This window comes from Ensifer sp. BR816, assembly GCF_000378985.1.
Lineage (GTDB): Bacteria > Pseudomonadota > Alphaproteobacteria > Rhizobiales > Rhizobiaceae > Sinorhizobium.
In genome coordinates this window covers 1,079,952-1,104,708 of the sequence record NZ_KB905370.1, presented here as the reverse complement: position 1 = coordinate 1,104,708, position 24,757 = coordinate 1,079,952, and the positions used below count along the sequence as shown (strand labels likewise).

Genomic DNA, 24,757 nt, shown 5'->3' with positions numbered 1-24,757 from the left:
CGCCCTCATTCAGGAGGCAGCATTTCCTTGGCCCGCGTCGCCAGGCTCTTGCCGGCTCCCGGCTTCCCCGCCTCCTCGCGGGCGAGAAGCCCGTGGATCGGCGAGGATGGGCCCTCCCGCGCCGCCGTGAGCGCCACCATGCCGGCGGCAATCTCTGCGACCTCCTCGCGCAGCGCCTCGTCATGGGCGGCGGATTTCGAATTGACGAGACGTTCCGAGAGCGCCGTCGCGCGATTGCGCAGGTCATCCGAGAGACTGGTCGCAACGGCGTCGAGCGGCGCACCATTCGCTTCAGCCGCCTCATCGATTCCGTCGATCGTGTGCTGAACCGCTCGCTTCGGCAGTTTCGCGCCGGCCAGACGGAGCGTCTTCGCCGCGTCGCGGGCTTCCTGGTTTGCTGCCTTTACGCGTGTTTTCAGCCGCTCGATCTCTTCCGCGCGCCGCTCAAGCGCGGCTTCGCGGTCGGCATTGGCGGCCGTTTCGCGGGCGAGCCTCGCCTCGAGTTGGCGTATTCGGTTTTCTTCCCGGCCCAGGCGCAGCTCCACTTCGCGCGCACGGGCGTTTTCGGCCTTGAGATCGGCGCGCAGGGCCTCGCGCTCGTCGCTGAGACCGGCGGCCCGGCTCCTCAAGTGTTCGATCTGCGTTTCGCGCGCCGCCAGGTCGATGCGCAGGCTGTCGAGCTCGGCTGCCTGTTTGTCGATCTGGCTGTTCAAACTGCGGATCGCCTCACCCTTGGTGCCGTTGTCCCGCTGCTGGTTATCGTGTGACGCCCTCACGTCGGCGAGCCGCAGCTCGAGCTGGCGGATGGTCGAGCGCATGTCGGCGGCTTCGACATTCATGTCGGCAAGTTGGGCGTGGAGATCGGCGTTTTCGCCCGTCAACCGGCGGGCCTCGCCAAGCGCCTTCTCATTCTCCAGCATCAGCGCCACGCCCTTGTCGCGTTCGCGGCGGAGCGTCTGCGAAATCTTTGCGTTCTCGGCGGCATAGGTGGCACGCGCGGCGTCCCTTTGGGCCCGAACCTCCTGTGGGCTCAGCGGCATCGTCTCTTTCAAGCGGTCCTCGGCAAAGCGAACGATACGCCTTTGAATGGCCGGCGCGACCAGAAGGCCGATGATGGCCGCCGTCAGGAAGCCCAGGGCAAAGAGGAGCGCATATTCAATCACGTGCTGGCCGTTTCAAGTCTGGACCGGACCCAATTCACTCATGCTGTCGGCCGGTCACTTCCTTCTCCTGCAGTAAACACGACGGCTCGAAAGCTGCAACAATTACTGCAAGATTGAACGTCCTTCGGTCGCTCCCCGAGGTTCGTATGCGGCCTTTTGGTATCAGAACGGGTTCCACGTCGGCTGCTGCGTCAGCTTCAGATAGCCGACATTGAGGCCGAGCCTCGCGCCGATGCCGGTACGGATCGGCACGACGACGACATGCTCGTCGGTCAATACGGTCATGCCGACGCCGGCGACGACGTAAGCCGAGCCCGATACGCCGCCGAAGCGCTTGTAGAGAGCCGGGACGCTTGGCAGGTTATAGACGAGCATCATCGCCCGGCTGCCCTGACCGCCCCAGTCGAGCCCGAGCGACGGGCCCTGCCAGAAGACGCTGTGCTGACCCACATTCTTGGTGTGGAGTTCGCCCTCGCCATAGGTCAGGCCGGCGATGAAGGCACCGGATCCTTCCTGACCGAGGATGTAGCCGTTCGGCAGGCCATAGCGCTCGAAGGCGCGCTCGACGACTTTCGCAAGTCCGCCGGAGGTCTCGCCGAAGAAGCCGTGGCCGGCATCGACGATCTCCTGCATCGTGTACTGGCTGCCATTCGGAGATTGAGCCTGCGCGGCGGACAGCAGAGCGCTGCCCAAGAGCAGGATTGTCGTCAGAATGGCGCGGACAGCCATTGCGGTTGCCTTCATGATCGGCTGCATCGTTTCCTCCGTCAGGCGCGAATGCGGCTCGCGCGCCGGCCGTCATGACCAGCTCATGCATCGGTTGCGCGGGCCAGCGCGGGTCTCGAACGAGTGCACCTGATCCGCTTTCCGTGGTTCCACTCGAAATCCGGGGGTGCCCTGACAATTTGAACCGATCCTCTTAATAATCGGTTTACCAAATGTGATGTCATTATGGCCTATTGATCGGCGCGGGCTGCATGGCTATGCCAGGCCCGCGGGAAAGCCTCGCCGGACGCAGCGGGGAGCGCCAGGCGTCGATATGCTGATGGAACCGAACGGGAAGAATGATGGCAAAGAATCCGAATCTGACGTTGACGGGACCCGACCTTGCGGCGCTGCTCTGCAGTCGGGTTTGTCACGACATCATCTCGCCGGTCGGCGCCATCAATAACGGCCTCGAACTGCTGGACGAGGGCGGCGCCGACGCCGATGCAATGGACCTGATCCGCACCAGCGCGCTCAATGCCTCGGTGCGGTTGAAGTTCGCGCGGCTTGCCTTCGGCGCCTCCGGCTCGGTCGGCGCGTCGATCGATACCGGCGAAGCGGAGAAGGCCGCCAAGGACTTCGCCGCGGCGGAGAAGAAGACGGAGGTCAACTGGGGCGGCCCGCGGGCGATCATCGCCAAGAACCGGGTAAAGCTGCTCTTGAACCTCTTTCTGATCGCCTATGGTGCGATTCCGCGCGGCGGCTCGATCGACATCACCCTGGAGAACCCGGAGTTCGATGCGGTCTTTACCCTTGTTGCCAAGGGCCGGATGATGCGCGTTCCGCCGCGGCTGACCGAGCTCCTTTCCGGCACCCCCGAGGAGGCGGTAGACGCCCACTCGATCCAGCCCTATTACACGGTCCTGCTCGCCGAGGAGGCCGGTATGGTGATCGACGTCGCCTCGACCGGCGAGGAGATCGTCTTCACCGCTCGCACCGAAGCCTGATCCGGGCGCCTGCCGACCACTCCATGGCATAAAAGAGGTCTCCATCGTCCGTGATGGAGGCCTTTCTCTTTTCTCGGGTTGCCCGAAGTCCCCGCTGCTCCCGACTTCCGGCGGCGGTTTCACAGGTCTCGGCGGACTACTGCCTTGCGAGAAATGAAAATCGGCCGTCAACCGTGGCGGTAACGGTTTCTTTGCCAAATCTCTCTAGTTTTGCTTCATGGACGCCTTTTCGCGTCCGATGAGGCCTGAAGGAGTTGGACATGCGGCGCTTGATGATAGCCGATGGCTCGGATGTTGTGAGGAAGGTCGGGAAGCGCATCCTGTCGGGCATGGGTTTCCTCGTGTCCGAGGCGCCGAGCAGCCTCGAGGCGCTTGTCCGCTGCGAGGCTGAACTGCCGAACATCCTGATCGTCGACTCCGGCCTCGACGGCGCCCTCGAGCTCATCGCCAATATTCGCCGGCTGTCCGAAGGCGCGTCGGTGCGCATCTATTATTGCGTCGTCGAAGCGGATCTCCGGAAGATGATGGCCGGCAAGCGGGCCGGGGCCGACGATTTCCTGCTGAAGCCCTTCGACCGCAAGATCCTGACGAGCGTCTTCGCCGGTCAGTCGATGGCCGCCTGACCCATAGAGACTCTGTAGAAGGATGCAGCCGCGGCACTTGCCGCGGCTTTTTCACGTCCGGCTTTGTGCCGGCAAACTCCCGCCCGACCAGTGTTCAATCTGTCGCCGCAAAAGCAAAACCCGCCGGGTAGGGCGGGTCTGCGGGTAGATCTGTCAAAACCTGGCGGGTGGCGGCCAAGTAGAAATCAGGCGGTTTCCAGGTAATCGTTGCCGTCGGGCTCGCGCAGCACATAGCCGCGGCCCCAGACAGTCTCGATATAGTTGGCGCCGCCGGCGGCGTTGGCGAGCTTCTTGCGCAGCTTGCAGATGAAGACGTCGATGATCTTCAGTTCCGGCTCGTCCATGCCGCCATAGAGATGATTGAGGAACATTTCCTTGGTGAGCGTCGTGCCCTTGCGCAGCGACAGGAGCTCGAGCATCTGGTATTCCTTGCCGGTCAGATGCACGCGTTGGCCGCCGACTTCCACCGTCTTGGCGTCCAGGTTGACGATCAGCTCGCCGGTGGCGATGATCGACTGGGCGTGGCCCTTGGAGCGCCGCACGATCGCATGGATGCGCGCCACCAGCTCGTCCTTGTGGAAAGGCTTGGTCATGTAGTCGTCGGCGCCGAAGCCGAGCCCCCGGACCTTGTCTTCGATGCCGGCCATGCCAGACAGGATGAGAATCGGGGTCTTGACCTTCGACAGGCGCAGGGTTCTCAGGACCTCGTAGCCCGACATGTCCGGCAGGTTCAGGTCGAGGAGAATGATGTCGTAGTCGTAAAGCTTGCCGAGATCGACGCCTTCTTCCCCGAGATCGGTGGTGTAGACGTTGAAACTCTCGGACTTGAGCATGAGCTCAATGCTTTGCGCCGTCGCGCTGTCGTCTTCGATCAGTAGAACCCGCATAGTCTTCCCCTTTTCCGCCGCCCAAGGTCATCGTGGCCCCCTTACGCGATACGGATCCAGTCGTTGCCTGATTTGGAGGCTGCCATCAAATGGTTAACAAATTCTGATTCACTCTGGCAAGGTGTATCGAAAATGTTAAATATTTTTAGCAGTCTCCTGATTCAAAAGGTGAATCTGAAATGGCCTTCCTCATGCGTTAGATGAGGAAGTGCCGCTATCTGACTCTTTCGACTCGCAATTGCTGAAGGCGCCACATTTCGTACCTCAGTATTTACGGAGCCTTAAATCATCGCACCTATGATTAATGATGCCCGTAAACGAAAGGTTACCAGCGGTAGGTATTTGTTAAGACCGCAGTCGTTTTTTGTTTCCGGCCCACACGGGCCGGCATTCGGGCGCAGGAATCGGTAACCGGGGTCTCGCTATCCACGGGAGTATTGCGTATGAAACCACGTGAGAGCCTTACCCGCCTGAAGGAATTTCAGGTGCGGGAGAAGCAGCGTCAGTTGAGCCAGCTTCAGATGATGATGTCCGAGTTCGAGCGGATGACCAAGGATCTCGAAGGCCAGATCGTCTTCGAGGAAAAGAAGTCGGGGATTTCCGATCCCTCGCATTTCGCCTATCCGACCTTTGCCAAGGCTGCGCGCCAGCGCGCCGATAACCTCCAGGTGTCGATCCGCGAGTTGAAGATGCAGCAGGATGCGGCCGAACTCGCGCTTGCCGAAGTTCAGGCCGAGTATGCCAAGGCCGCAGCGCTTGAGGAGCGGGATTCGTCGGCGCGGCTTCGCGCCTGAGAAGAGGCGGTCGGCTGGCACAAACCAGGACCGCAGCGACGGAAGGCCTGCTCGAGGAGTAGCAAAGGCCCGCTTCCCTTTCGGGAGGCGGGCCTTCGTCTTGCGAGAAAAATGGCGGCGGCTATGCCTGGATTGTGTCCTGCCACTCCGGATGACGCATGACCTGTGCGCGCATGAACGGGCAAAGTGGAATGATCTTCCAGCCGCCCTTGCGCGCTTCCTCGACCGCGTGTCTCGCAAGCGCCTGTCCGACGCCTTTACCGCGCAATTCGTCCGGCACGAAAGTGTGATCGACGATCACGAGCTGCGGCGACGATCTGGTATAGGTCATTTCGCCGGTGTGTCCGTCGATGGTCGCCGTGTAGCGGCCCTTTGCGCCCGTTTTCTCCTCAGCGATCTCCATTGGTCTTCCTTCACCTGCCGTCTGCGCCGATCCTACGGGATAAATCTGCGAGGCACAGCCGATTTCGACTACAGTCTATCCCCGAAACGACACCGGCGGCTGCGGGAAGGTCCCGAGCCGCCGGTTCGATGTATGGCCCTGTCGCAAATGGATCAGTGGCGATATTGCTGGATGCGGGTCGTGCGCAGGCCGGCGAGACCGTGGTCGTTGATGGAGGACTGCCAGGACAGGAACTCCTCGACCGTGAGGGTGTAACGCTCGCAGGCCTCTTCAAGGCTCAAGAGGCCGCCACGCACGGCAGCGACGACCTCGGCCTTCCGGCGGATCACCCAGCGCCGGGTGTTGGCCGGCGGCAGGTCCGCGATCGTCAGAGGACTGCCATCGGGGCCGATGACATATTTTACGCGTGGACGCATCATTTCGGTCATGGGACTCTCTACACAAACTCAAGACCATATGGAGGCGACCTTAGCTTGCCACATTTAACATTTGCCTAAGCCGCCGGTAACAATTTGCTCATAATTTGAGCGACCTTGAAGGCCCGAAAGTGCCGGTGAGGGGGGGCTGGAGATACCGCTTTGATCGGCAGCCGCACGGCCGGAACGCCTGCACTCTTGCCCCGCGAAGCACAAGTTTCTATATGTCGCCGCACAGAAAGCCGAAGGAAGACCGCCAGCGCAGCCATGACCAGCGCGCGGCCTCTACAGCGCCGCGCGTCATCAGACGCGCAAGGAGCGCTGTAGCACTTTGACAATGCAGTAGGTAAAAACAGGGCATCGGCAGCGACAGGCCGCGCCCCGATGGCGGATTGGATCCCGTGAACAGTCTCGATTTTGACCGCAAGCCCGAAGATACGCGTGTCGTCGTCGCCATGTCCGGCGGCGTCGACTCCTCCGTGGTCGCGGGGCTGCTCAAACGCGAGGGCTACGACGTTCTCGGCATCACGCTGCAGCTCTACGACCATGGCGCGGCGGTGCACCGGGCCGGGTCCTGCTGCGCCGGGCAGGATATCGACGATGCGCGGCGCGTCTGCGAGACGCTGGGCATCCCCCATTATGTGCTCGATTACGAGGCGCGCTTCCGCGAGACGGTGATCAATCCCTTCGCCGAAAGCTACATCGCCGGCGAAACGCCAATACCGTGCGTTGCCTGCAACCAGACGGTCAAGTTTGCCGATCTCCTGGCGACCGCCCAGGAACTCGGCGCCGACGCGCTGGCGACGGGCCATTACATCCGCTCCCGGCCGAGCCCGAAACCGCGCTATTGCGGGCAGCGCGCCCTCTACCGGCCGACCGACGCGGAGCGCGACCAGAGCTATTTCCTCTTTGCGACCACCCAGGAGCAGATCGACTATCTGCGCTTTCCGCTCGGCAGCCTCTCCAAGCCCGAGACGCGCGCGCTCGCCGAGGAGATGGGCCTCGTCGTCGCCAAGAAGGCCGACAGCCAGGACATCTGTTTCGTGCCGCAGGGCAAGTACAGCGACATCGTCTCGAAACTGAAGCCGAACGCGGCGCTCGCCGGCGAGATCGTCCATCTCGACGGGCGCGTGCTCGGCAGCCATGAGGGCATCCTGCACTATACGATCGGCCAGCGGCGCGGCATCGGGGTCGCGACCGGCGAGCCGCTCTATGTCGTCTATCTCGACGCCCGCTCGCGCCGCGTCATCGTCGGGCCGAAAGAGGCGCTCGAGACCCGCCGCGTCTATCTGCGCGACGTCAACTGGCTGGGCGACGAGGAAATCGACGAAGCAGCCAGCCGCGGCTTCGAATGCTTCGCCAAGGTCCGCTCCACCCGCCAGCCGGCCCCGGCCGTCTTGAAGCGCGATGCCGACGGCGTCTATGTCGAACTTCTCGACGGCGAGGCCGGCGTGGCGCCCGGCCAGGCCTGCGCACTCTATTCCGGCATTGGCGAGGACGCCCGCGTCTACGGCGGCGGATTCATCTGTAGGTCGGAACGCGAGCCCGCTGCGGAGGCGGCGCTCCAGGCGCTCCTGCAGGCGTCCGCGGCCGCCTGAGCAGGACCGCTTCGGCGGGCCGGGAAAAGTTCACACTTTCCCCAAGACATTGCTTGACACTAGCCGGAACAGCACCTTATAAGCCGCCCGTCCAGCCGAGACGGGCTTCGCCAAGAAGCTGCCACGGCGCCGGCGGCGGAGTAGCTCAGTAGGTTAGAGCAGAGGAATCATAATCCTTGTGTCGGGGGTTCGAATCCCTCCTCCGCTACCATTCAGTTCTCCCCAAAAACCGCAGTCTCTCCCATCTCAGAATTGTCGCGACATTTCCGCGAGATAGCCGATATATCCGTCGAGTGAACGGGTATTTTCTCTGGCTTTCGCGTCTCACTCTCTGCTTTGGCGCGGTCTCAGAAGGCCATTCCCGCCAGCCAAAAGATTTCAAGTTTTGGCTGCCTTTTTTCTTGCGACTGTTTGGCTTGTCCGGCCCGCGGTGTTCCTTCAGCCGTCTTGGCTGAGGCTCGGAATACCGTGAACCGTCGAAATGAGGCAGCTTCGGGTCGGCGGATTGTAGCCGTGCCGAACTTGCCCAGGTAAATGGCCGCCGGCAGTACAACTGATCCCTGGTCCTGTTTGCGGCGTCCAGAGATTTTGCCGCTGCCTTGCCATTTCGCCAACGTGAGCTATCGGTCAAGGCCATCCGTGATGCCCGCTCTGAACGCTTCAAATTGCTCTAGTGCAATCAAAGCATTGCATCAGCGGCCTTCCCTGGCGCAGAAAAACAGCGAGATCGTGAACGGGAGTCCGGCCGCGATCGAAAAGCAGGCGGCGCCGCCGGCTGTCATTTGGTTTCTGCACCTCGATCACCTGCTGATGGCGAATATGTCGAGGCGACAGACAAGCCCAGGTGCCAGCATCGCCGGAGTCCTAGCTGTGAGAACGCAGCTCTTCGAAGCTCGGACGAAGCGCACTCACAACGTCCACTCGTGAACATGGCGAGGTACGGTCATGAAAGTCAGAATTGCATATATCGAGGAACCGCCTTTCTATTGGACTGCGCCGGATCATTCAGTGACCGGTTCGGACATCGAATTGGCCGAGGTCGTGCTTCGCGGGATCGGCGTGACATCCATCGAATACCAGCCGACCACGTTCGAAGAGCTCCTGCCTGGTGTCCAGGAGGGCCGCTGGGACATGAACGTTCCGATTTTCATTTCCGCCGAGCGCGCAAAGCGCGTCGCCTTCAGTCTGCCGGTCTGGGCGCTGGGCGACGGATTTCTGCTGCCCGTCGGCAACCCGAAAGCGCTGACGAGCTATGAGGCTTTGGCGGCGCAAAGCGATGCGCGGCTCGGCGTGATCGCCGCGACGGTGCAGATCGACACTGCCAAATCGGCCGGTGTGCGCGACAGCCAGGTCGTGGTGTTCAAGGATCAACCCGATGCAATCGCCGCACTTCTCGAAGGGAAGATCGACGCTTTTGTGGGCACGGCGGTGGGCAACCGTGCGCTCGCCCACGCTCATAGGGAACTGGAAGCGGTCGCGCATGAACAGAGCATGGGCGGCAAGCTCCCCGTCGGTGCCTTTTCGTTCAACAAAGGCAATCATGGCCTGCTCCAGGCGGTCAATGAGCAGCTTCGCGGATATCTCGGTTCGGCCGATCACCGGGCGCGCATGGCAAAGCATGGCGTCACCGCGACAGAGATCGACAGCGTGGTGGCAAGCAACAACGTGTGATCCCAATTCGCCGCTGCATCCATCCGGGATACGCGAACCATTTCTCCCGTATTGAAGGTTTTATCGCCGATCGAAAGCCACAGCGCCCGCGGCGCTGCATGGACGTCATCACATTGCAGCCCGTTAGGAGCTCCAATGCGGCTCTGCACGTGCTTTTGAGCCTGCCTGAGGCCTGCGCCACATTCCCGGGAAAGTGGCTCATTCCCTACAAATTGCTATAGCGCAATTGATTTATTGCAGTGGAGCAATGCCGTATGCGAGCGTGAATTGAAGCAAGCTTCCCATCGTTCGCTTGCGACGGATCACCCAACGGACAATTGAACATATGCAAGGTAAGAACATGACCTCGTTTCAGGCGAACTACGCCACAGGCCAACAGTCTGACTCCGATTCACCAACTCCCCGAGAGTGGGGCGGACGATTTCCCTATAACGAGATCATCTCGCTCCTCGACGTCAACAGGCGGTTCAATCTGGCGGAAAGCACGTCGCAGGACTTGACACTTGGCGAACTTCTGGATTTGCCCGGCCTTGAGGCGATCCGCGATCTGAAGCTTGGCTATGGTAAATCCGCCGGCGCAATCGAGCTTCGGGAGGCGATCGCGGAAGCCTGCAAGGTTCCGGCAGAGCAGGTCGTCACCACACAGGGGACCGCGCTCGGATTGTTTCTCCTGGGCTTGGAAGCCTGCCGGCCCGGCGACGAGGCTGTTCTCATGACACCCTGTTTTCCGCCGAGCCGCGACAGTCTTGTCGGCGCCGGCGCCAAGGTCCGCGAGATCAAACTGTCGTTTGAGAGCGGCTATCGGTTGGACCTGGACGAAATCGATGCGCATCTGACGCCCCGAACCAAGCTGGTAAGCCTCGCGTCCCCGCAGAACCCGAACGGCGTCCAGACATCCCGAGCCGATATCGAGAGGCTTCTCGTTTTGCTGGAGAAGCGATCTCCGGAGGCCATACTGTTCATCGACGAGACCTATCGGGAGGCCACCTATGGCGATGCTGTCGCAGCCGACAGTTTCGCGGGGCTCCATCCGCGAATCGTTACCGGTGCGTCGGTCTCGAAGGCGCTCGGCGCGCCGGGCTTGCGCACCGGTTGGCTGACGGTGGCTGATCCCGACCTGAGGTCCCGCCTGACAGTCGCAAAGATGAACACCGTGATCTCGGGCTCGGTGCTCGATGAGACGCTCGCGGCGGTGCTCCTGCGCAACAGGGAAGGCGTGCTGGCAGCGCGGCGTCGACTGCTCGCCGGCGCCCTGGAGGAACTGGCGAATTGGTGTGCGGGTGAGCACAGGCGCGTCGAGTGGGTGCGGCCGGATGCGGGCGCATTGTGCTGCCTGCGCCTGCGTTCCGATGTCTTCGACGATGCCGCCGTTTCAGGCTTTTGGGATCTCTTGCCACGTCACGACCTGCAACTGGCGTCCGGAGCATGGTTTGGCGAAAGCAGCCGGGTATTCCGGCTCGGCTTCGGTTATCTGCCGCCCGAGCGTCTCGGGCCTGCCTTGTCGGCACTTTCCGCAACTTTGGATGCTGCCGAGCAGAGACGATGACGAAGGAAAGCCGCGTCGCGGAAACAAACTAGAGACACTCGTGCCGAGAATGCAACTGCACCGAGCCAATGCGCGAAAAATCGAGGACTATCTTGCCGCCCATCCGAAGGTCCGCTCCGTGCTCTGGCCGGGCTCGCCGCGCCATCCGCAACATGAACTGGCTGCATCCCAGATGTCGAATTTCTCCGGTCTGTTGTGCTTCACGCTGAAGCAGGACGGCGACAAGGCGGCCTTGCGGCTCGCCGATACCCTCAGGGTGATCTCCTATGCGGTCTCGCTGGGCAAAACCCGAAGCCTGCTCTTCTACATTCCGACCGAAGACTTCATCCAATCGTCCTTCCGCCTCGACGGCGCGAACGCCCAAGCCTATCGCGACAGCGCGGGGAGGGCGTTTTCCGATTCTCGGTCGGCCTGGAGGATGCTGACGACGTCATCGCAGACCTGGAACAAGCGCTGTGATACATCCAGGCAAGGAGACCTCCTCACTCAACGATAGCAATTGGATCAATTGGAATGTGGATTCCGAGGCAGCTTAAGGACACAGGGCCGCGTTACATGGCCATTGTCGGGGCTCTCGCCGAAGATATCGAGCTGGGAGAGGTCGCGCCCGGAGACCGGTTGATGCCGCAGCGCGATCTGGCGTATCGGCTGGGCCTGAGCGTCGGGACGGTCGTTCGTGCCTATCGTGTCGCCGAACAAAGAGGTTTGATCGCGGGTGAGGTCGGCCGAGGGACCTATGTCAAAAGCCTTGCTGCCAGTGGTGAGCAGGCATTTTTCGGCGACGGCGCCCGATCGCCGCACATCGATGAAACGGCGCCCATCGACTTCAGCCTGAACGTAACGCCGATCGGGCAGGACGTACCTCGCCTGTCCGAAGCCCTTCGGTCGCTATCGAAATCACCTGATCTTGATGAGTTGATCCGCTATAGCCCGCATCAAGGATTGCTTCGACATCGTCGTTCCATTGCGAACTGGATATCCCAGACAAACGACAATCGCTTTTCGCCTCCGGTGCAGAACATCGTCGTTTGCAACGGCGCACAGCATGCACTGGCAACGGTTGTCAATGCGCTCTTGTCGCCGGGCGACACGCTCCTCACCGAGCAGGTGACCTACCCTGGAATAAAAGCGATCGCCAGCGACCAGAGCCTCAAGCTCCACGGCGTCGAGATGGATGAGGATGGCATCCGCCCGGAAGCGCTATTGTCGGCATGCGAAAGAACTGGCGCGCGCGTTCTCTACACGATCCCGACGCTGCACAATCCGACCGGCATCACGATGTCCGCCCCGCGGCGCAAAGCCATCGCCAAGATAGCGCTGGAACAGGAGCTGACGATCATCGAGGATGACGTCTATGGCTTTCTGGCGAAAGATGCACCAAGCCAGATCGCCAAGCTCTTGCCCGAACAGACCTATTACATCGGAGGATTCTCGAAGGTGTTCGCGCCGGGACTTCGAGTGGGATATGCCGTCGTGCCGCCTGCTGCGCTCGACCGCGTGCTTGCAGCAATTCGGGCGACGAATTGGATGACATCGCCTCTGCTGACCGAGATCATTTCAAAATGGATCGATGAAGGCATCGGTGCCGACGTGCTTCGCGAGCGGCGCGCGGAAGCAAGGTCGCGTTGCGATCTCGCTCTTCGTACGCTCGGCAAATGGTTGAACCCGGGAACCTACAGGAACCAGGCTTCCTTCCATCTTTGGGTTCGCGCACCGGAGGGAATGTCCGCGGAAGCGTTTGCCGCGGTGGCAAAAAGCCAGGGAATTATCGTCACGCCGCCGAGAGCCGTGGAGGTCGCGCCCTCTCAGGCCCAACACTTCCGTGTTTCGATCGGCGGCGCCCGCAGTGCGCCTCAGCTTCAGGAGGGACTTGAACGCCTGCGAGTGGTCCTGGAGGATCCCGGAATCTCCGTCCAGCCGTGGTCGATCGTTTGAAGGGTCTTCGGTTCGAAGCCCCTCAAGGCGAGGGATGAACCGTCACCTCTACAGCGCCGCTCGTCTTTACAGACGCGCAAAGGGCGCTGTAACACTTTGAATCTACGCATCGTGCTTTCCGAAAATCGATTCCGATTTTTCGGGCCGATGCGCTTGAGTGGCCGTCCTTCTTTGCCCAATCAGCCAACTGTCTTGTCTAGCGAATTTCGCGCGCCACCGACTGGAGCCTTCTGAACGCGTCGTATCTCTGCGCGTGCAGCGCGGCAATCTCACCACTTGCAGGCGCGAAGGTGCGATCCGTATGGGAAAGCCTTGCCATCGCAGAGCCAACCTCCGGAAATTCGCCAGCCGCCACGCTTGCCAGGATTGCCGCGCCGAGAAGGACAGGCTCCTCGGATCGCGTCGCCAGAACGGGCTTTCCGGTCGCGTCCGCCAGAAGCTGGCGGACGAGATCGAGCTGGCCGGCGCCGCCGCTAATGACGATCTTGTCGATCAGGGCACCACATGACGCCTGCGTATCGATGATCTGCCGCAGCCCGTAGCCGATGCCGCACAGTCCGGCCACGTAGAGTGAGACGAGATTGTCGAGATCCCGCTCCATGCCGAGCCCGGCGACGACGGCGCGGGCATGAGGATCGGCAAACGGCGCGCGGTTGCCGAGGAATTCAGGGACGACATGGAGCCCGCCAGCCACCCGCACCGACTCCGAGAGCGACCGGGCCCTCGCCGCAGCGAGCTCCGCCAGAAGAACGGGGAGCGAGACACCGCGGCGCTCCGCCAGCTCCAGCGCCTCGCTGGCGGCCGGGTGGAACGCCAGAAGCTGCTCGATCGCCGCTCCCGCCGCGGACTGGCCGCCCTCGTTCAGCCACATGCCGGGAACCATTGCGGAATAATATGGTCCCCAGACGCCCGGCACGAAGACTGGCTCCGACGTGGAAGTCATCGTGCAGGAGGACGTCCCAAAGACATAGGCGAGGTTGCTTTGCGGTGGGGCGTCGACGCCGACCGTTCCGATACCGCCGGCATGGGCGTCGATCATGCCGGCCCCGACCGGCGTACCGGGCTCAAGGCCGAGCTCCCCGGCGGCGCGCTCCGTCAAGCCGCTTCCAATCGGCGTCCCCGGATCGACGACGCGTTGGCCTATGCGCGCGAAGTCCTCGTCCGCCAGCTCACCAAGGCCGATCTTATGGAAATAGTCCGGATCCCAGCGCCTCTCATGGGCGAGATAGGTCCACTTGCACGTCACCGTGCAGGTCGAACGGGCAAGGTCGCCGGTCGCGCGCCAGGTCAGGAAATCCGCAAGGTCGAAGAACTGCCAGGCGGCATCGAAGACGTCTGGACGATTCTCGCGCAGCCACAGAAGCTTCGGCGTCTCCATCTCGGGCGATATCCGCCCGCCGACATAGCGCAGCACATCGTGACCCTTGGCGTTGATACGCTCCGCCTGATCGAGGGCGCGGTGATCCATCCAGACGATGATGTCGCGCTCAGGGTCTTCTGACGGTCCGACCGGAAGCGATCGCCCATCCTCGCCAAGAACGACGAGCGAACAGGTCGCGTCGAAGCCGATGCCTGCGACCTGGACTGGATCGACGCCTGCGGAGGAAACCGCCTCGCGGACTGCCCGGCAGACGGCGGACCAGATCTCCGCACTCGACTGCTCGACGATGGAACCGGGCTCGCGAAAGAGCGTGATATCGCGCTTGCCTGACGCCAGCAGCCGCCCGGCCAGATCGAAAACGCCCGCTCTGGCGCTTCCGGTCCCGACGTCAACGCCGATGAGATACCGTTCGCCGCCCGTAGGGCGCGCGGAAGAAATGTTGGTCATGGTCACCGCCTGCAATCAGGAACTTGGATCGGTGGAGGCCGCAGCCGCCGCCGGAGGCAATCAGAGATCGACGCTGTTGGGCAGGATCACCAGATCGCGGATCGTGACGTTGCGCGGCCGCGTCAGCATGAAGAGCACCGCATCCGCCACTTCCTTCGGCTGCATGAGGCTGCCGTTGGCGAGCGCCTCCTCCATCTTCGCCTTGGGCCAATCATCGAGCAGCGCCGTCACCACCGGGCCGGGTAACACGGCTCCGACACGGACGCCGTGCGGCGCAACCTGCCGGCGCGTGCTGTGCACGAAAGCCTGCACGGCGAATTTCGACGCGGTGTAGATCGGCTCCCAAACGACCGGGACGACACCGGCGATCGAACTCGTGAAGAGGATGTCGCCCGATTTCTGCTCGATCATATAGGGCAGCACTGCGTGGACTGAACGGAACGCCGCGTTGATGTTAAGGTTGAGCATGCGGTCCCAGGCATCCGGGTCGCCTTCGGCCACAGGACCGCCGATATAGGCGCCGGCATTGGCATGGAAGACGTCCAGCTTGCCCGCGAGATCGAGGATCCTCGCAAGCATGCCGGAAACTTCGGCCGGCTTCAGGAGATCGACCACCAAAGGCAGGGCGTTGTCGCCGAGCTCGCCGCAGAGCTGTTCCAGCTTGTCCTGCGCGCGATCGATAAGAACGACCTTCGCCCCTTCAGCCAATAGCGTCCGGGCGCATTCCAGCCCGATGCCGGACGCCGCGCCAGTGATGGCGGCAACCTTGCCTTTCATCAGGTCAGCCATGATGACAACTCCATTCCGATTGTTGGATCACGCGCGCCCGTGGCTGACGCGGGAGCGGCGAGCCAGGGAATCGACGATGACGGCGATTGCCAGGACACCGCCGGTGATCATGTAGCGAAGTGACGAACTCAGGTTGAGCAGCGTCAGGCCGTTCGAGATCGCCTGGATGACGATGATGCCGAGCAGAGCGGAATAGGCGCTGCCGCGTCCACCGAAGAGGCTGGTGCCGCCGATGACGGCAGCCGCGATCGCGTTGAGGTTGACGTCGCCCGTGCCGGCCTGCTGGCTCGAGGAGGCAAGCCGCGACGCCGAGAGCACGCCGCCGAGCGTAGCGAGTGTCGAGCAGAGCAGGAAGGCGCTCATGTAGATCCGGCGCACATTGATGCCCGACCGCCGCGCGGCCTCGCGATTGCCGCCGACCGCGAACATGGAGCGGCCCCACTTCGTGCGCGTCAGCGCATAGTTGAGGAGCACCGCAAGGGCAACGAACAGGCCGAACATCCACGGCACGCCGCGGCCGAGATTGAGGTAGAAGACGGCGACTTCCAGCGCAACCGTGAGCACCAGCGCCTTGATAATCAGCGCACCGAGGGGCAGGGCCGAGAGGTTTGCCGCCCGACGCTGACGCATCGTCCTCATGCCTTTGCCGATCAGCACTACGCCTGGCACCAGGGCCAGCGCATGGGAGAGCCAGTCCGGCATGATCATGATCTGCCCGAAGCGGACAAGCGAGGAAGCATAGGGCAGGTTGATCGAGCCGGTTGGACCGAGGATGTAGAGCTGCATGCCGAGGAGCGCGAGAAGGCCCGCGAGGGTGGCAATGAAGCTCGGCATTCCGAGGCGGTTATAGAGGGTCGCGTAGATCAGGCCGACGGCGGCGCCGACCAGCAGGGCGACCGCGATCGCCGCGGCGACCGGCCAGCCGGAATTCACCCACAAGACGCCGACGATCGCCGAGGCAAGTCCGCTCATCGAGCCCACGGACAGGTCAATCTCACCCAGCACCAGCACGCAGATGATTCCGAGCGAGATCACGCCCACGGTAGCGCAATCGAAGAGCAGGTTCACGAGGTTGTTCGGCGCGAGAAAGATCGGATTGAGGGCGGAAAAGATGATCGATATGACGATCAGGCCGACCGCGACCGGCAGCATGCCGAGGTCGCCGGACCGCACGCGGTCGATGAACCCCCAAACCATATCGAGGATACCCTCGTCATGGCGTACGCGCTCGTCGCTGCGATCGAGCCGCTGCGGGGTCTGAACGGCGCGGTTCGAAGGATTCTGGCTCATGCGGCTCCTCCGCTCTGCTCATTGACGAGGCCGGTCTTGCGGTCGAGCCGGCGCGAAACGGCGTTTTCCGTCGCGCCGGTGATCGCGGTCACGAGCTCATGGTTGGACGCGTCGGGCAGGAATACGCCGTTGTTGCGCCCAAGCCGCAGCACCACGATGCGATCCGCCACCGCGCGCACGTCTTCCATGTTGTGGCTGATGATGATGACGCCGAGGCCGCGATCGCGGACACGTTCGATCAGGTTGAGGACCTCGGCGGTCTGGGCGACCCCGAGTGCTGCCGTCGGCTCATCGAGCATGATAAGCTTGGGGTCGAGGAGCAGCGAGCGCGCGATCGCCACCGTCTGTCGCTGGCCGCCGGAGAGCGACGCGATCGGTTCGCGCACGGACGGAATGCGCGCCGCCAACTCCCGAAGAAGCGTCCATGCGCGCACTTCCATGGCGACTTCATCGAGTTGCCAGGGCGACAGTTCGTGGCCGAGGAACAGGTTCGCGACGACATCGAGGTTTTCGCAGAGTGCCAGGTCCTGGAAGACGGTCGCAATGCCGAGGCCGAGCGCCCTTGCGGGCGTGTCGAGCGTCACGCCTTGCCCGCAAAACTCGATCGTGCCCGCGGACGGCTGATGCACGCCGGCGAGGATTTTGACGAGTGTCGACTTGCCGGCGCCGTTGTCTCCGACCAGGGCTACGACCTCGCCGGCATTGACGTCGAGCTCGATGTCGGTGAGAGCGGATACGGCGCCAAAATTCTTGGATATGCCGCGAAGACGCAGCACAGGCTCACCTTTCGCGGGAGCACTCTCGATATTGCGTGTCATCGCCTTATGACCTTTCCACTCAAGCGGGATCGCGGAAGAATGTGGACGGTTTTCCGGCCGCTTCCCGCTCCAAGTTGTCAGAACCGAGCATCTTCACGGGCTCGGGTCGTCCGACCCGGGATCGTCGCGATCCGGGAGCGATGTTCGGCCGCGCGGGGCGGCCGAACACGAGGGCTGTCAGAGTCTCAGTTCATGATGCCAAGTTTGCGGCAACCTTCAACATATTCGCCGGTGCAGATCTCTTCCGGCGTGTTGATCTTCTTGTCGAAGATCTCGGCCTTGATGTTCTCGGCCGTGACCACCGCCGGCGTGAAGAGCTGCGAGGGCGTTTCGTACAGCGTATGCGTCGCTTCCGGCTTCTCGCCCTTGATCAGCTTCACGGCGACATTGGCCGCGGCCGCCGCGACGATCTCGGAAGGCTTGGAGATCGTGTTGTACTGGTCCCCGGAGATGATCAGTTGCAATGCCGCAATCGTTGCGTCGTTGCCGGTGACGGGCGGGACCGGCTTGACGCCGGCTGCCTTGAGAGCAGCGATGGCGCCGCCACCGGTTCCGTCATTGGCGGCGACGATGCCCTTGATCTGGTCGCCGAAGCGGGTGATCTGGCCGGCCGTCCATTCCTGCGCCTTCGGCGGCGCCCAGTCCGGCGTATCGTACTCTGCGAGCGTCTTGTAGCCGGAGGCGTCGAGGGCGGAATCGATGCCGTCGCGAATGAGACCGGCGGCAGCGTCAGTCGGTGAACCGTTGATCTGCAGAACGCCGGAACCATCTGCAACGCCGGACGCCTTCAGGTGCTCGACCAGCGACTGAGCGATGGCGCGACCGATACCCTGATTGTCGAACGAGACATAGTAGTCGGCCGGCTTGTCCGGGATCGGGCGGTCATAGGCGATCACCTTGACCTCCTGGGAATGGGCGATCTCGACGAGAGCCGCGGCCGCGGCCGAATCCACTGGATCGAGCACGACGACCTTTGCGCCCTGGGCGATTACCGAATTGAACTGCTGCTGCTGGAGCGCCACATCCGCATTGGCATTCTGGTAGATGACCGTGCAGTTCGGGCAGATCTTCTCCATCTCCGCCTTGAAGCCCGGATAGTCGTGCTCCTCATAGCGGGTGGACGCCTGGTCCGGCATGAGGAAAGCCACGGTGGCCGCTTCCTGCGCGAGCGCCGCGCTGCTGAGCGACACGGCGAGGCCGGTCGAGGCAAGCAAGTAGCAAATCGTCTTCATAAGTTTCCTCCACGTTGGTTTTCCGCCGGCGAGCTGAAGCTTCTTAAGGGCGACGCCCCTCCAATGTCGGGACGGCGTCTGGGTACAAGTTTCGCCACGGCTCCCGCTCGCCCGCCAGGGCGCAACCAGTCGCTCGCTGCAGCGGGTGTTGCAGCGCTGGGTTATATTTGTTGTGTCTGGCTCCTCCAGCCAGATTTACTGGCTTCATCGATTGCGCTCGCTTGCTCAATCGATGAAGCAGAATTGCCACCTAACCTCATTGATGTCAAGGTGACGCGTGAAAGTGGAGATCGAAATTCGTGAAACGCAGGCCTCAGACGAAAAGGACAACCATCTACGATCTGGCCGAATTGGCCGGAACCTCGGCGAGTGCCGTCAGCGCCGTGCTGAACGGAAACTGGAAAAAACGCCGCATCAGCGCCCAGCTTGCAGAAAGAATTACTCGCCTCGCGGAGGAGCAGGGCTATGCCCTAAACATGCAGGCGAGCGTACTGCGCCGCGACCGATCGAAGATCATCGGCATGATCGTCCCGAAATACGACAACCGCTACTTCGGCTCGATCGTCGAACAGTTCGAAACCATGGCCCGCGAGCGAGGGCTCTTCCCGATCGTCACCTGCACGCGTCGCGATCCGGCGTTGGAAATCGAGGCTGCACGCGCAATGCTCTCCTACCAGGTGGACTGCCTGATCGCGACCGGCGCGACCGATCCGGACCGCATCGCCGACATTTGTTCCGCTGCCGGCGTCCGTGCTGTGAACCTCGATCTGCCGGGTTCGCGCGTGCCCTCGGTCATCTCGGACAATTTCGCTGGGGCGCTCGAACTCACGCGGCGTGTGCTTTCGAACTGCGAGAGGGAGTTCGGCGAAAAAGCGCCGCTACTTTTCGTCGGCGGCCGCGGCACAGACCACAACACATCGGAACGCGTGAGAGGATTCCGAGCAGCGCACGCCGAAGCGGGTGTTGCAGTCGACGAGTTGCTCGTCTTGACCTGCGGCTATGCGCCTGAAAAGGCGGAGAACGCCATAAAATCGCTCGCGGCAAAGGTCGGAACGCTGCCGCGCGGCATGTTCGTCAACTCGACCATTTCGCTTGAAGGCGTCATGCGATGGATCCGTCGCTCCAGCCACTATCCCGATCGAATGCCGCACCTTGGCTGCTTCGACTGGGACCCCTTCGTCGCTATGCTTGGGGATCACATCGAAATGGTCCGCCAGGACGTGCCGAGAATGCTCGAAGCGGTCTTCGAGATCATCGACTCCAGCGCGACGGACCCGAAAGTGATCGAGATTCCGCCGATCGTCGAAAAGATCGGGTAAGATGCGGTCGGATAGACTAGAGCCTTTCGAATACGTCGTCGCCGCGCTTCCCATGGGGTTTGGCTGCCAGCCGGTTTCCGCCGGCCAGTTTCCGGACCTGCAGTTACCGAATATTCCTGGCGCCACAATGCGGCTTCTCGCGCTTGGTCGTAACGATCAGCCGCTCGATCCGCTCCCGGAACTGCAACCATGCGCGATGAACGAAACTCACCCGCTGGGCAGGCGCTCGAAGTCGAATATGCCCTGTGTCGCCAAGGCTGCGGCGCCTCTCGCCCAGGAACTGGGCACCCAGTCTGTCTGTATCTCGGGTTTGGAGAAGAACAGGAACTCTTCCATTGATCGTTTGAGCGGATCGAGGAGGGCATTGCCGAACTGGACGGCTTCGCCTCCGACGACGATCACCTCGGGATCGAACAGGTTGACCAGGTCCGCCAGGTGTCTGCCGATGCGCGATCCCGCATTCGCGAGGATCTCCAGGGCGTCTTCGTCACCGGCGGCGGCGGAAGCGACGAAGTCGTCCCTTGTTGCTTCGACGCCTCTGCTGCGTCCCCATTCGGCAATCATGTATGGCTCGGCGGCGTGTGCCATGAGGCATCCGCGCCGGCCGCACTCGCAGAGTTCCCCGCCGGGCACGGAAGTGATGTGCCCGAGCTTGCCGGCCGCGCTGTTGCTTCCGTGGTAGATATCGCCGTTCAGCACCAGGGAGCAGCCTATCCCCGCGCCGATCGCGAGTGCCGCGAAATTGCGGTGGTTGCGGCCAGCGCCGAACAGCTTTTGCGCGATCGCAAAGGCGTTGACGTCGTCATCTATCCAGACGGGGGCGTGAACTCGCTCGGCCAGCATTTCCGCGAAGGGAAGATTGCGCCATCCGAAACGCGGGCTCTGGAGGCAGACGCCGTTCCTCGGATCCACTTCGCCTGGGATCGATACGCCGATCCCCATGATGTCCTTTTCGTCGCGCCTGGCCTGCGCCAGGAGGCGCGGAATGGCGTCCCGCATCGTCTCGATCATGCCCTCCGGGGTGGTGTCGGTAACAGTTGCCTGCAGCGTCGCAAGCGGGGAGGTGGCCAGGTCGGTGAGCACGCAATCGATGCTGCTGCGGTTGAGCTTGAAGCCCAATGCCAGATGGGCCTCGTAGTTGATATCCACCGGTATGGGCCGGCGACCGTTCGAGCTCGCGACCGCCTCCCGTTCCACTACCAACGCCTCGTCCATCAGTTCCGTGACGACGAACGTGACGGCTGCAGGGCTGAGACCCGTCACCGACGCAAGTTCGGCTCTCGACAGGGGTCCGCGGTTGCGCAGCAGGTTCAAGATCAGGCGCCTGTTCAGCGCGCGCGACGTGCTCGCATTGCCTTTCAACGCGGTATCTCCCAGTTAGTTTATTTCTTAAATTAACTCTTGTGCCTGATCCGAAGTTAGGCTAGCTTTTCTCCATTGGCAATGAGGAGGAGGGTGCGGAGCGCCAATTTCCCGAACTCCGCACGATCGCAAAATTTCTTTTCCAAGAGGCCTGGGCGCCGCTCGCCCGGGCGTGGCGGAGCTTTGTCCTGGGAGGATATGGAATGGCATCCAACGACATGATCAAGCTGGTCACGCGCGCCCCGGCGTCGCGTCGGCAGTTCCTCATCGGTGCGGGAACAGCGCTTGCGGGAATGACGCTCGGCGCTCCGGCGATCGCGCAGAGCAAGGAGCTGACGATCATCTCCAACATCGGCAACGCCTCGCAGCGCGAGGTGCTCCAGCGGATCGCGAGCGCGTACGAGAAGGAGAGCGGTGTCAAGGTCGCCATCAACAACATGGACCACGAGGCGCACAAGACCGCCATCCGCAGCTACCTCGTCGTCGGAGCGCCGGACATCTGCTTCTGGTTCTCCGGCAACCGCATGAAGGCTTTCGTCCAGCGAGAGCTTTTCGACGACATTTCCGATCTGTTCGCGCGCGAGAACTACAAGAGTGTGCTTGGCCCGGCAGCGGGCGCCGTCACGGTTGACGGAAGGCAGTACGGCCTTCCGCTCGGCGGCCTGCTCTGGGGACTCTTCTACCGCAAGGATGTCTTCGAGGAGAAGGGCTGGACGCCGCCGAAAAGGCTGGAGGATCTGCTGACCCTCGGTGAAAAGGCCAAATCCGCGGGTATGATTCCCGTGAGCATGGGAACCAAGGAGATGTGGCCCGCGGCCGGCTGGTTTGACCACATGAACCTGCGCATCAACGGTCTCGACAAGCACATGGCGCTGATGGACGGCAAAATGTCCTACACCGACCCCGCAATGCTCCCGGTCTTCGACAAGTGGGCGGAGCTGATCAATGCCGGGCTGTTCAGCCCGAACGGAACATCCTTCGGCTGGGAACAGGCCGCCGCCGCGCTTGCCCAGAAGAAGGCCGCCATGATGGATCTCGCAGGCTTCATCAAATACGGCTTCCCGGAAAGCCAGCAGGACCAGATCGCATTCGCCCCGTTCCCCGAGATTATCCAGGGCATGGCGCGTTACGAGGATTTCGCGCTCAATTCGATCCATGTTCCGAAGAACGCCAAGAACAAGGAAAACGCGCGCGATTTCCTTGCCTACTTCTACAAGCCCGACAACCTCGCGGCTTTCCTGGAGACGGAGAGCGCTGTTCCGCCGCGCAATGACTGCCCGCCGAGCAAGGACCCGCTCGTCAATGCCGCGGTCGAGTCCCTGAAGACCGTCGAAGGCTCCGCGCAATATTATGACCGCGACACGGACCCCGACATGGCGCAGGAAGGTTTGAAGGGCTTCCAGGAATTCATGGCCAAGCCCGACCGGCGCGATCAGATCCTCGAGCGCCTCGAAACGACGCGCAAGCGCATCTTCAAGGCCTGAGCCCGAACCTGAACCCTAAGCTGGCGGCCGCTCTCCTCTCCCAGGAGCAGACCGCAACAGGGCAGGGCCGCAGCACAGACCTGTGGTCCTGCCCGCTTCCGAGAGGCCGGCTTTCGAAGCCTTCGTGAGTGATCTTTAATGTCTACCTTCTGGCGAAACCACCGGCATTGGATGGCTCCGACGCTGTTCATCATGCCCGGAGCCCTGCTGTTCGCGGTCGTGATCATCCTGGCGTCCGCGCAGACCATCTGGGTTTCCTTCTTCGACTGGGATGGCGTCGGAGCAAAACAATGGGTGGGGCTGGCGAACTATGCGCAGTTGCTGGACGACCCGCAGTTCCACGTGTCGCTGAAGAACAACCTGATCTGGCTTGCCATGTTCATGCTTGCGCCGCCGCTGGGCCTGGCGCTGGCACTGCTGCTCAATCAACCCATCCGCGGCATGCGGGTCATGAAGTCGCTGTTCTTCGTTCCGCTGGTGCTGGCGTCCGTGACCGTCGGCGTCGTCTTCACCTGGGTCTATGATCCGACCTTCGGCCTGCTGTCGCTCATCTTCAGTTCCTTCGGAGCGACAGCCCCGGCGCTGCTTTCGGACGAGCATTTCGTCACCTTCGCGGTCGTCGTGGCGGCGCTCTGGCCGCAGGTCGCCTTCTGCCTCGTGCTCTTCCTGGCGGGCCTCAACAATCTGAGCGAAGATCTGATTGGAGCGGGTCGCGTTGATGGCGCACGTGGATGGCCCATGCTCATCCACGTAATCCTGCCGCAACTACGCGAAGTCAGCTTCATTGCGCTCGCGGTAACGGTGATCGGCGCGTTGCGGTCCTTCGACATGGTGGCGGTGATGACGTCCGGCGGACCCTTCGGCTCCTCGACGGTCCTTGCCTATCAAATGTACGAGCAATCGATCTTCTCCTATCGCTTCGGTTACGGAGCCGCGATCGCCACCGTGCTCTTCGTGATTATGGCGGTCTTCATCGCCTGGTATTTGCACACCCTTCTCAAGCCCGAACGGGAGGGCGTCTGATGTACCCACGTCCCTTAGCTGACGACGCGCCCTTCCGGCGGTTCGCATATACGTCGATGGTCGTGCTGATCCTTGCCCTGTGGCTCGTGCCGCTGATGGCGGTCATGGCGACGTCGCTCAGGTCGTTCGAGGAGGTGATGGCGGGCAATTACTGGGGTTGGCCGAAGAGCTTCAACTTCATCGAAAACTACATGGCGGTCTTCACGCAGACTGCCATGGCGCGGTATTTCCTCAACAGCCTGATCGTGACGCTGCCCTCGGTGTTCGGCGTGCTCGTCCTGTCGACGCTCACCGGCTATGTCCTGTCGCGGTATCGCTTCCGCGGGGCGAGCCTGATGTTCGCACTGTTCGTCGGCGGCAACTTCCTTCCGGCCCAGATCATGATGATCCCGGTCCGCGACCTGATGGTCTCGATCGGGCTCTACGATACCTATTATGCATTGATTGTCTTCCACGTGGCCTTCCAGACCGGCTTCGCGACGCTTTTCATGCGCAACTTCATAGCGGCACTGCCGGACGAACTGTTCCAGGCGGCCCGAGCGGAAGGCGCCTCGCCGTGGCAGACGCTGTGGCACGTGGTGCTTCCGTTGATCCGGCCGGCGCTTGCGGCGCTCGCGATCCTCACCTTCACCTTCGTCTGGAACGACTATTTCTGGGCGATCGTGCTGACCCAGAGCGACGCGGTGAAACCGGTGACCGCGGGGCTGAACAATCTTCGCGGCGAATGGGTGTCCGCCTGGAACCTGGTGGCCGCCGCAACGATCCTGGTCGCGATCCCGCCGGTCGTGATGTTCTTCCTCATGCAGCGCCACTTCATCGCCGGACTGACGGTCGGTGCGGTCAAGGGCTGAAGCGCAATTCAAG

23 protein-coding genes and 1 tRNA gene are annotated in these 24,757 nt (G+C 62.2%); 13 read left to right on the top strand and 11 right to left on the bottom strand.

Translation table 11 applies throughout. From position 1 onward, the window contains the following. Window positions 1-5 precede the first annotated feature (5 nt). Entirely contained in the window at window positions 6-1,163 is a 1,158-nt protein-coding gene (locus tag RHIBR816_RS0105370) for a hypothetical protein (RefSeq protein WP_018235509.1), read from the bottom strand. Between the two features lie 162 nt (window positions 1,164-1,325). Beyond that, window positions 1,326-1,919 (bottom strand): DUF1134 domain-containing protein, encoded by a 594-nt coding sequence (locus RHIBR816_RS0105365; RefSeq protein ID WP_018235508.1) that lies wholly within the window; start codon window positions 1,917-1,919, stop codon window positions 1,326-1,328. A gap of 311 nt (window positions 1,920-2,230) precedes the next feature. On the opposite strand from RHIBR816_RS0105365, the gene chpT reads away from it, so the two are divergent. After that, a complete protein-coding gene (chpT, locus tag RHIBR816_RS0105360) occupies window positions 2,231-2,875 on the top strand; it encodes a histidine phosphotransferase ChpT (protein WP_026186669.1) in 645 nt (214 codons plus the stop codon). Between the two features lie 260 nt (window positions 2,876-3,135). Then, window positions 3,136-3,498: a response regulator gene (locus RHIBR816_RS0105355; protein ID WP_018235506.1), complete on the top strand. Its 363-nt coding sequence runs from the start codon at window positions 3,136-3,138 to the stop codon at window positions 3,496-3,498. Between the two features lie 185 nt (window positions 3,499-3,683). On the opposite strand, the gene ctrA is transcribed toward RHIBR816_RS0105355, so the two are convergent. Further along, window positions 3,684-4,385, bottom strand: coding sequence for a response regulator transcription factor CtrA (gene ctrA, locus RHIBR816_RS0105350; RefSeq protein WP_012709262.1), 702 nt, complete (start codon window positions 4,383-4,385; stop codon window positions 3,684-3,686). A gap of 443 nt (window positions 4,386-4,828) precedes the next feature. On the opposite strand from ctrA, the gene RHIBR816_RS0105345 reads away from it, so the two are divergent. Next, on the top strand, window positions 4,829-5,179 hold the full coding sequence (locus tag RHIBR816_RS0105345) for a hypothetical protein (protein WP_018235505.1): 351 nt from the start codon (window positions 4,829-4,831) through the stop codon (window positions 5,177-5,179). A gap of 121 nt (window positions 5,180-5,300) precedes the next feature. Here RHIBR816_RS0105345 and RHIBR816_RS0105340 read toward each other — a convergent pair whose 3' ends face one another. Further along, the gene (locus RHIBR816_RS0105340; RefSeq protein WP_018235504.1) at window positions 5,301-5,582 is read right to left on the bottom strand and encodes a GNAT family N-acetyltransferase; all 282 of its coding nucleotides are present in this window, start codon (window positions 5,580-5,582) and stop codon (window positions 5,301-5,303) included. A 152-nt stretch (window positions 5,583-5,734) separates the two neighbouring features. Further along, on the bottom strand, window positions 5,735-6,010 hold the full coding sequence (locus tag RHIBR816_RS0105335; RefSeq protein WP_003527546.1) for a DUF1153 domain-containing protein: 276 nt from the start codon (window positions 6,008-6,010) through the stop codon (window positions 5,735-5,737). A 389-nt stretch (window positions 6,011-6,399) separates the two neighbouring features. Between RHIBR816_RS0105335 and mnmA the strand changes: the two genes are divergently transcribed. From mnmA to RHIBR816_RS33715, 6 genes are all read left to right on the top strand, one after another. Beyond that, a complete protein-coding gene (mnmA, locus tag RHIBR816_RS0105330) occupies window positions 6,400-7,596 on the top strand; it encodes a tRNA 2-thiouridine(34) synthase MnmA (RefSeq protein ID WP_052522718.1) in 1,197 nt (398 codons plus the stop codon). Window positions 7,597-7,730: 134 nt separating this feature from the next. Next, a tRNA-Met gene (locus tag RHIBR816_RS0105325) sits at window positions 7,731-7,807 on the top strand. 734 nt (window positions 7,808-8,541) lie between these two features. Beyond that, window positions 8,542-9,267 (top strand): transporter substrate-binding domain-containing protein, encoded by a 726-nt coding sequence (locus tag RHIBR816_RS0105315; RefSeq protein ID WP_018235501.1) that lies wholly within the window; start codon window positions 8,542-8,544, stop codon window positions 9,265-9,267. 340 nt (window positions 9,268-9,607) lie between these two features. Then, window positions 9,608-10,813 (top strand): pyridoxal phosphate-dependent aminotransferase, encoded by a 1,206-nt coding sequence (locus RHIBR816_RS0105310; protein WP_018235499.1) that lies wholly within the window; start codon window positions 9,608-9,610, stop codon window positions 10,811-10,813. 49 nt (window positions 10,814-10,862) lie between these two features. Then, window positions 10,863-11,309 (top strand): PLP-dependent transferase, encoded by a 447-nt coding sequence (locus RHIBR816_RS0105305; RefSeq protein WP_026186668.1) that lies wholly within the window; start codon window positions 10,863-10,865, stop codon window positions 11,307-11,309. Between the two features lie 59 nt (window positions 11,310-11,368). Next, a complete protein-coding gene (locus RHIBR816_RS33715) occupies window positions 11,369-12,748 on the top strand; it encodes a PLP-dependent aminotransferase family protein (protein ID WP_018235498.1) in 1,380 nt (459 codons plus the stop codon). 196 nt (window positions 12,749-12,944) lie between these two features. Here the strand turns inward: RHIBR816_RS33715 and RHIBR816_RS0105295 are convergent, their stop codons facing one another. The 5 genes from RHIBR816_RS0105295 to RHIBR816_RS0105275 all read right to left on the bottom strand — a co-directional run bounded on the left by RHIBR816_RS0105295 (window position 12,945) and on the right by RHIBR816_RS0105275 (window position 18,705). Further along, window positions 12,945-14,576 (bottom strand): FGGY-family carbohydrate kinase, encoded by a 1,632-nt coding sequence (locus tag RHIBR816_RS0105295; RefSeq protein WP_018235497.1) that lies wholly within the window; start codon window positions 14,574-14,576, stop codon window positions 12,945-12,947. A gap of 60 nt (window positions 14,577-14,636) precedes the next feature. Beyond that, window positions 14,637-15,365, bottom strand: coding sequence for an SDR family oxidoreductase (locus RHIBR816_RS0105290; protein WP_018235496.1), 729 nt, complete (start codon window positions 15,363-15,365; stop codon window positions 14,637-14,639). Between the two features lie 27 nt (window positions 15,366-15,392). Further along, window positions 15,393-16,655, bottom strand: coding sequence for a sugar ABC transporter permease (locus RHIBR816_RS0105285; RefSeq protein ID WP_018235495.1), 1,263 nt, complete (start codon window positions 16,653-16,655; stop codon window positions 15,393-15,395). Further along, window positions 16,652-17,473 (bottom strand): ATP-binding cassette domain-containing protein, encoded by an 822-nt coding sequence (locus RHIBR816_RS0105280; RefSeq protein ID WP_018235494.1) that lies wholly within the window; start codon window positions 17,471-17,473, stop codon window positions 16,652-16,654. The genes RHIBR816_RS0105285 and RHIBR816_RS0105280 overlap by 4 nt, the downstream gene beginning before the upstream one ends. A gap of 185 nt (window positions 17,474-17,658) precedes the next feature. Further along, entirely contained in the window at window positions 17,659-18,705 is a 1,047-nt protein-coding gene (locus RHIBR816_RS0105275) for a sugar ABC transporter substrate-binding protein (RefSeq protein ID WP_018235493.1), read from the bottom strand. A 299-nt stretch (window positions 18,706-19,004) separates the two neighbouring features. On the opposite strand from RHIBR816_RS0105275, the gene RHIBR816_RS0105270 reads away from it, so the two are divergent. Continuing rightward, on the top strand, window positions 19,005-20,024 hold the full coding sequence (locus RHIBR816_RS0105270; RefSeq protein WP_018235492.1) for a LacI family DNA-binding transcriptional regulator: 1,020 nt from the start codon (window positions 19,005-19,007) through the stop codon (window positions 20,022-20,024). Window positions 20,025-20,231: 207 nt separating this feature from the next. On the opposite strand, the gene RHIBR816_RS0105265 is transcribed toward RHIBR816_RS0105270, so the two are convergent. Then, window positions 20,232-21,386 carry an ROK family transcriptional regulator gene (locus tag RHIBR816_RS0105265; protein WP_018235491.1) on the bottom strand — a complete coding sequence of 385 codons (1,155 nt, stop codon included), beginning with the start codon at window positions 21,384-21,386 and terminating at the stop codon, window positions 20,232-20,234. Window positions 21,387-21,589: 203 nt separating this feature from the next. On the opposite strand from RHIBR816_RS0105265, the gene RHIBR816_RS0105260 reads away from it, so the two are divergent. The 3 genes from RHIBR816_RS0105260 (at window position 21,590) to RHIBR816_RS0105250 (ending at window position 24,744) form a co-directional block, all read left to right on the top strand. Further along, window positions 21,590-22,870, top strand: a complete 1,281-nt coding sequence (locus RHIBR816_RS0105260) for an ABC transporter substrate-binding protein (RefSeq protein ID WP_018235490.1) — start codon at window positions 21,590-21,592, stop codon at window positions 22,868-22,870. A 138-nt stretch (window positions 22,871-23,008) separates the two neighbouring features. Continuing rightward, the gene (locus RHIBR816_RS0105255) at window positions 23,009-23,893 is read left to right on the top strand and encodes a carbohydrate ABC transporter permease (protein WP_026186665.1); all 885 of its coding nucleotides are present in this window, start codon (window positions 23,009-23,011) and stop codon (window positions 23,891-23,893) included. Next, window positions 23,893-24,744: a carbohydrate ABC transporter permease gene (locus tag RHIBR816_RS0105250; protein ID WP_026186664.1), complete on the top strand. Its 852-nt coding sequence runs from the start codon at window positions 23,893-23,895 to the stop codon at window positions 24,742-24,744. The genes RHIBR816_RS0105255 and RHIBR816_RS0105250 overlap by 1 nt, the downstream gene beginning before the upstream one ends. Window positions 24,745-24,757: the final 13 nt, after the last annotated feature.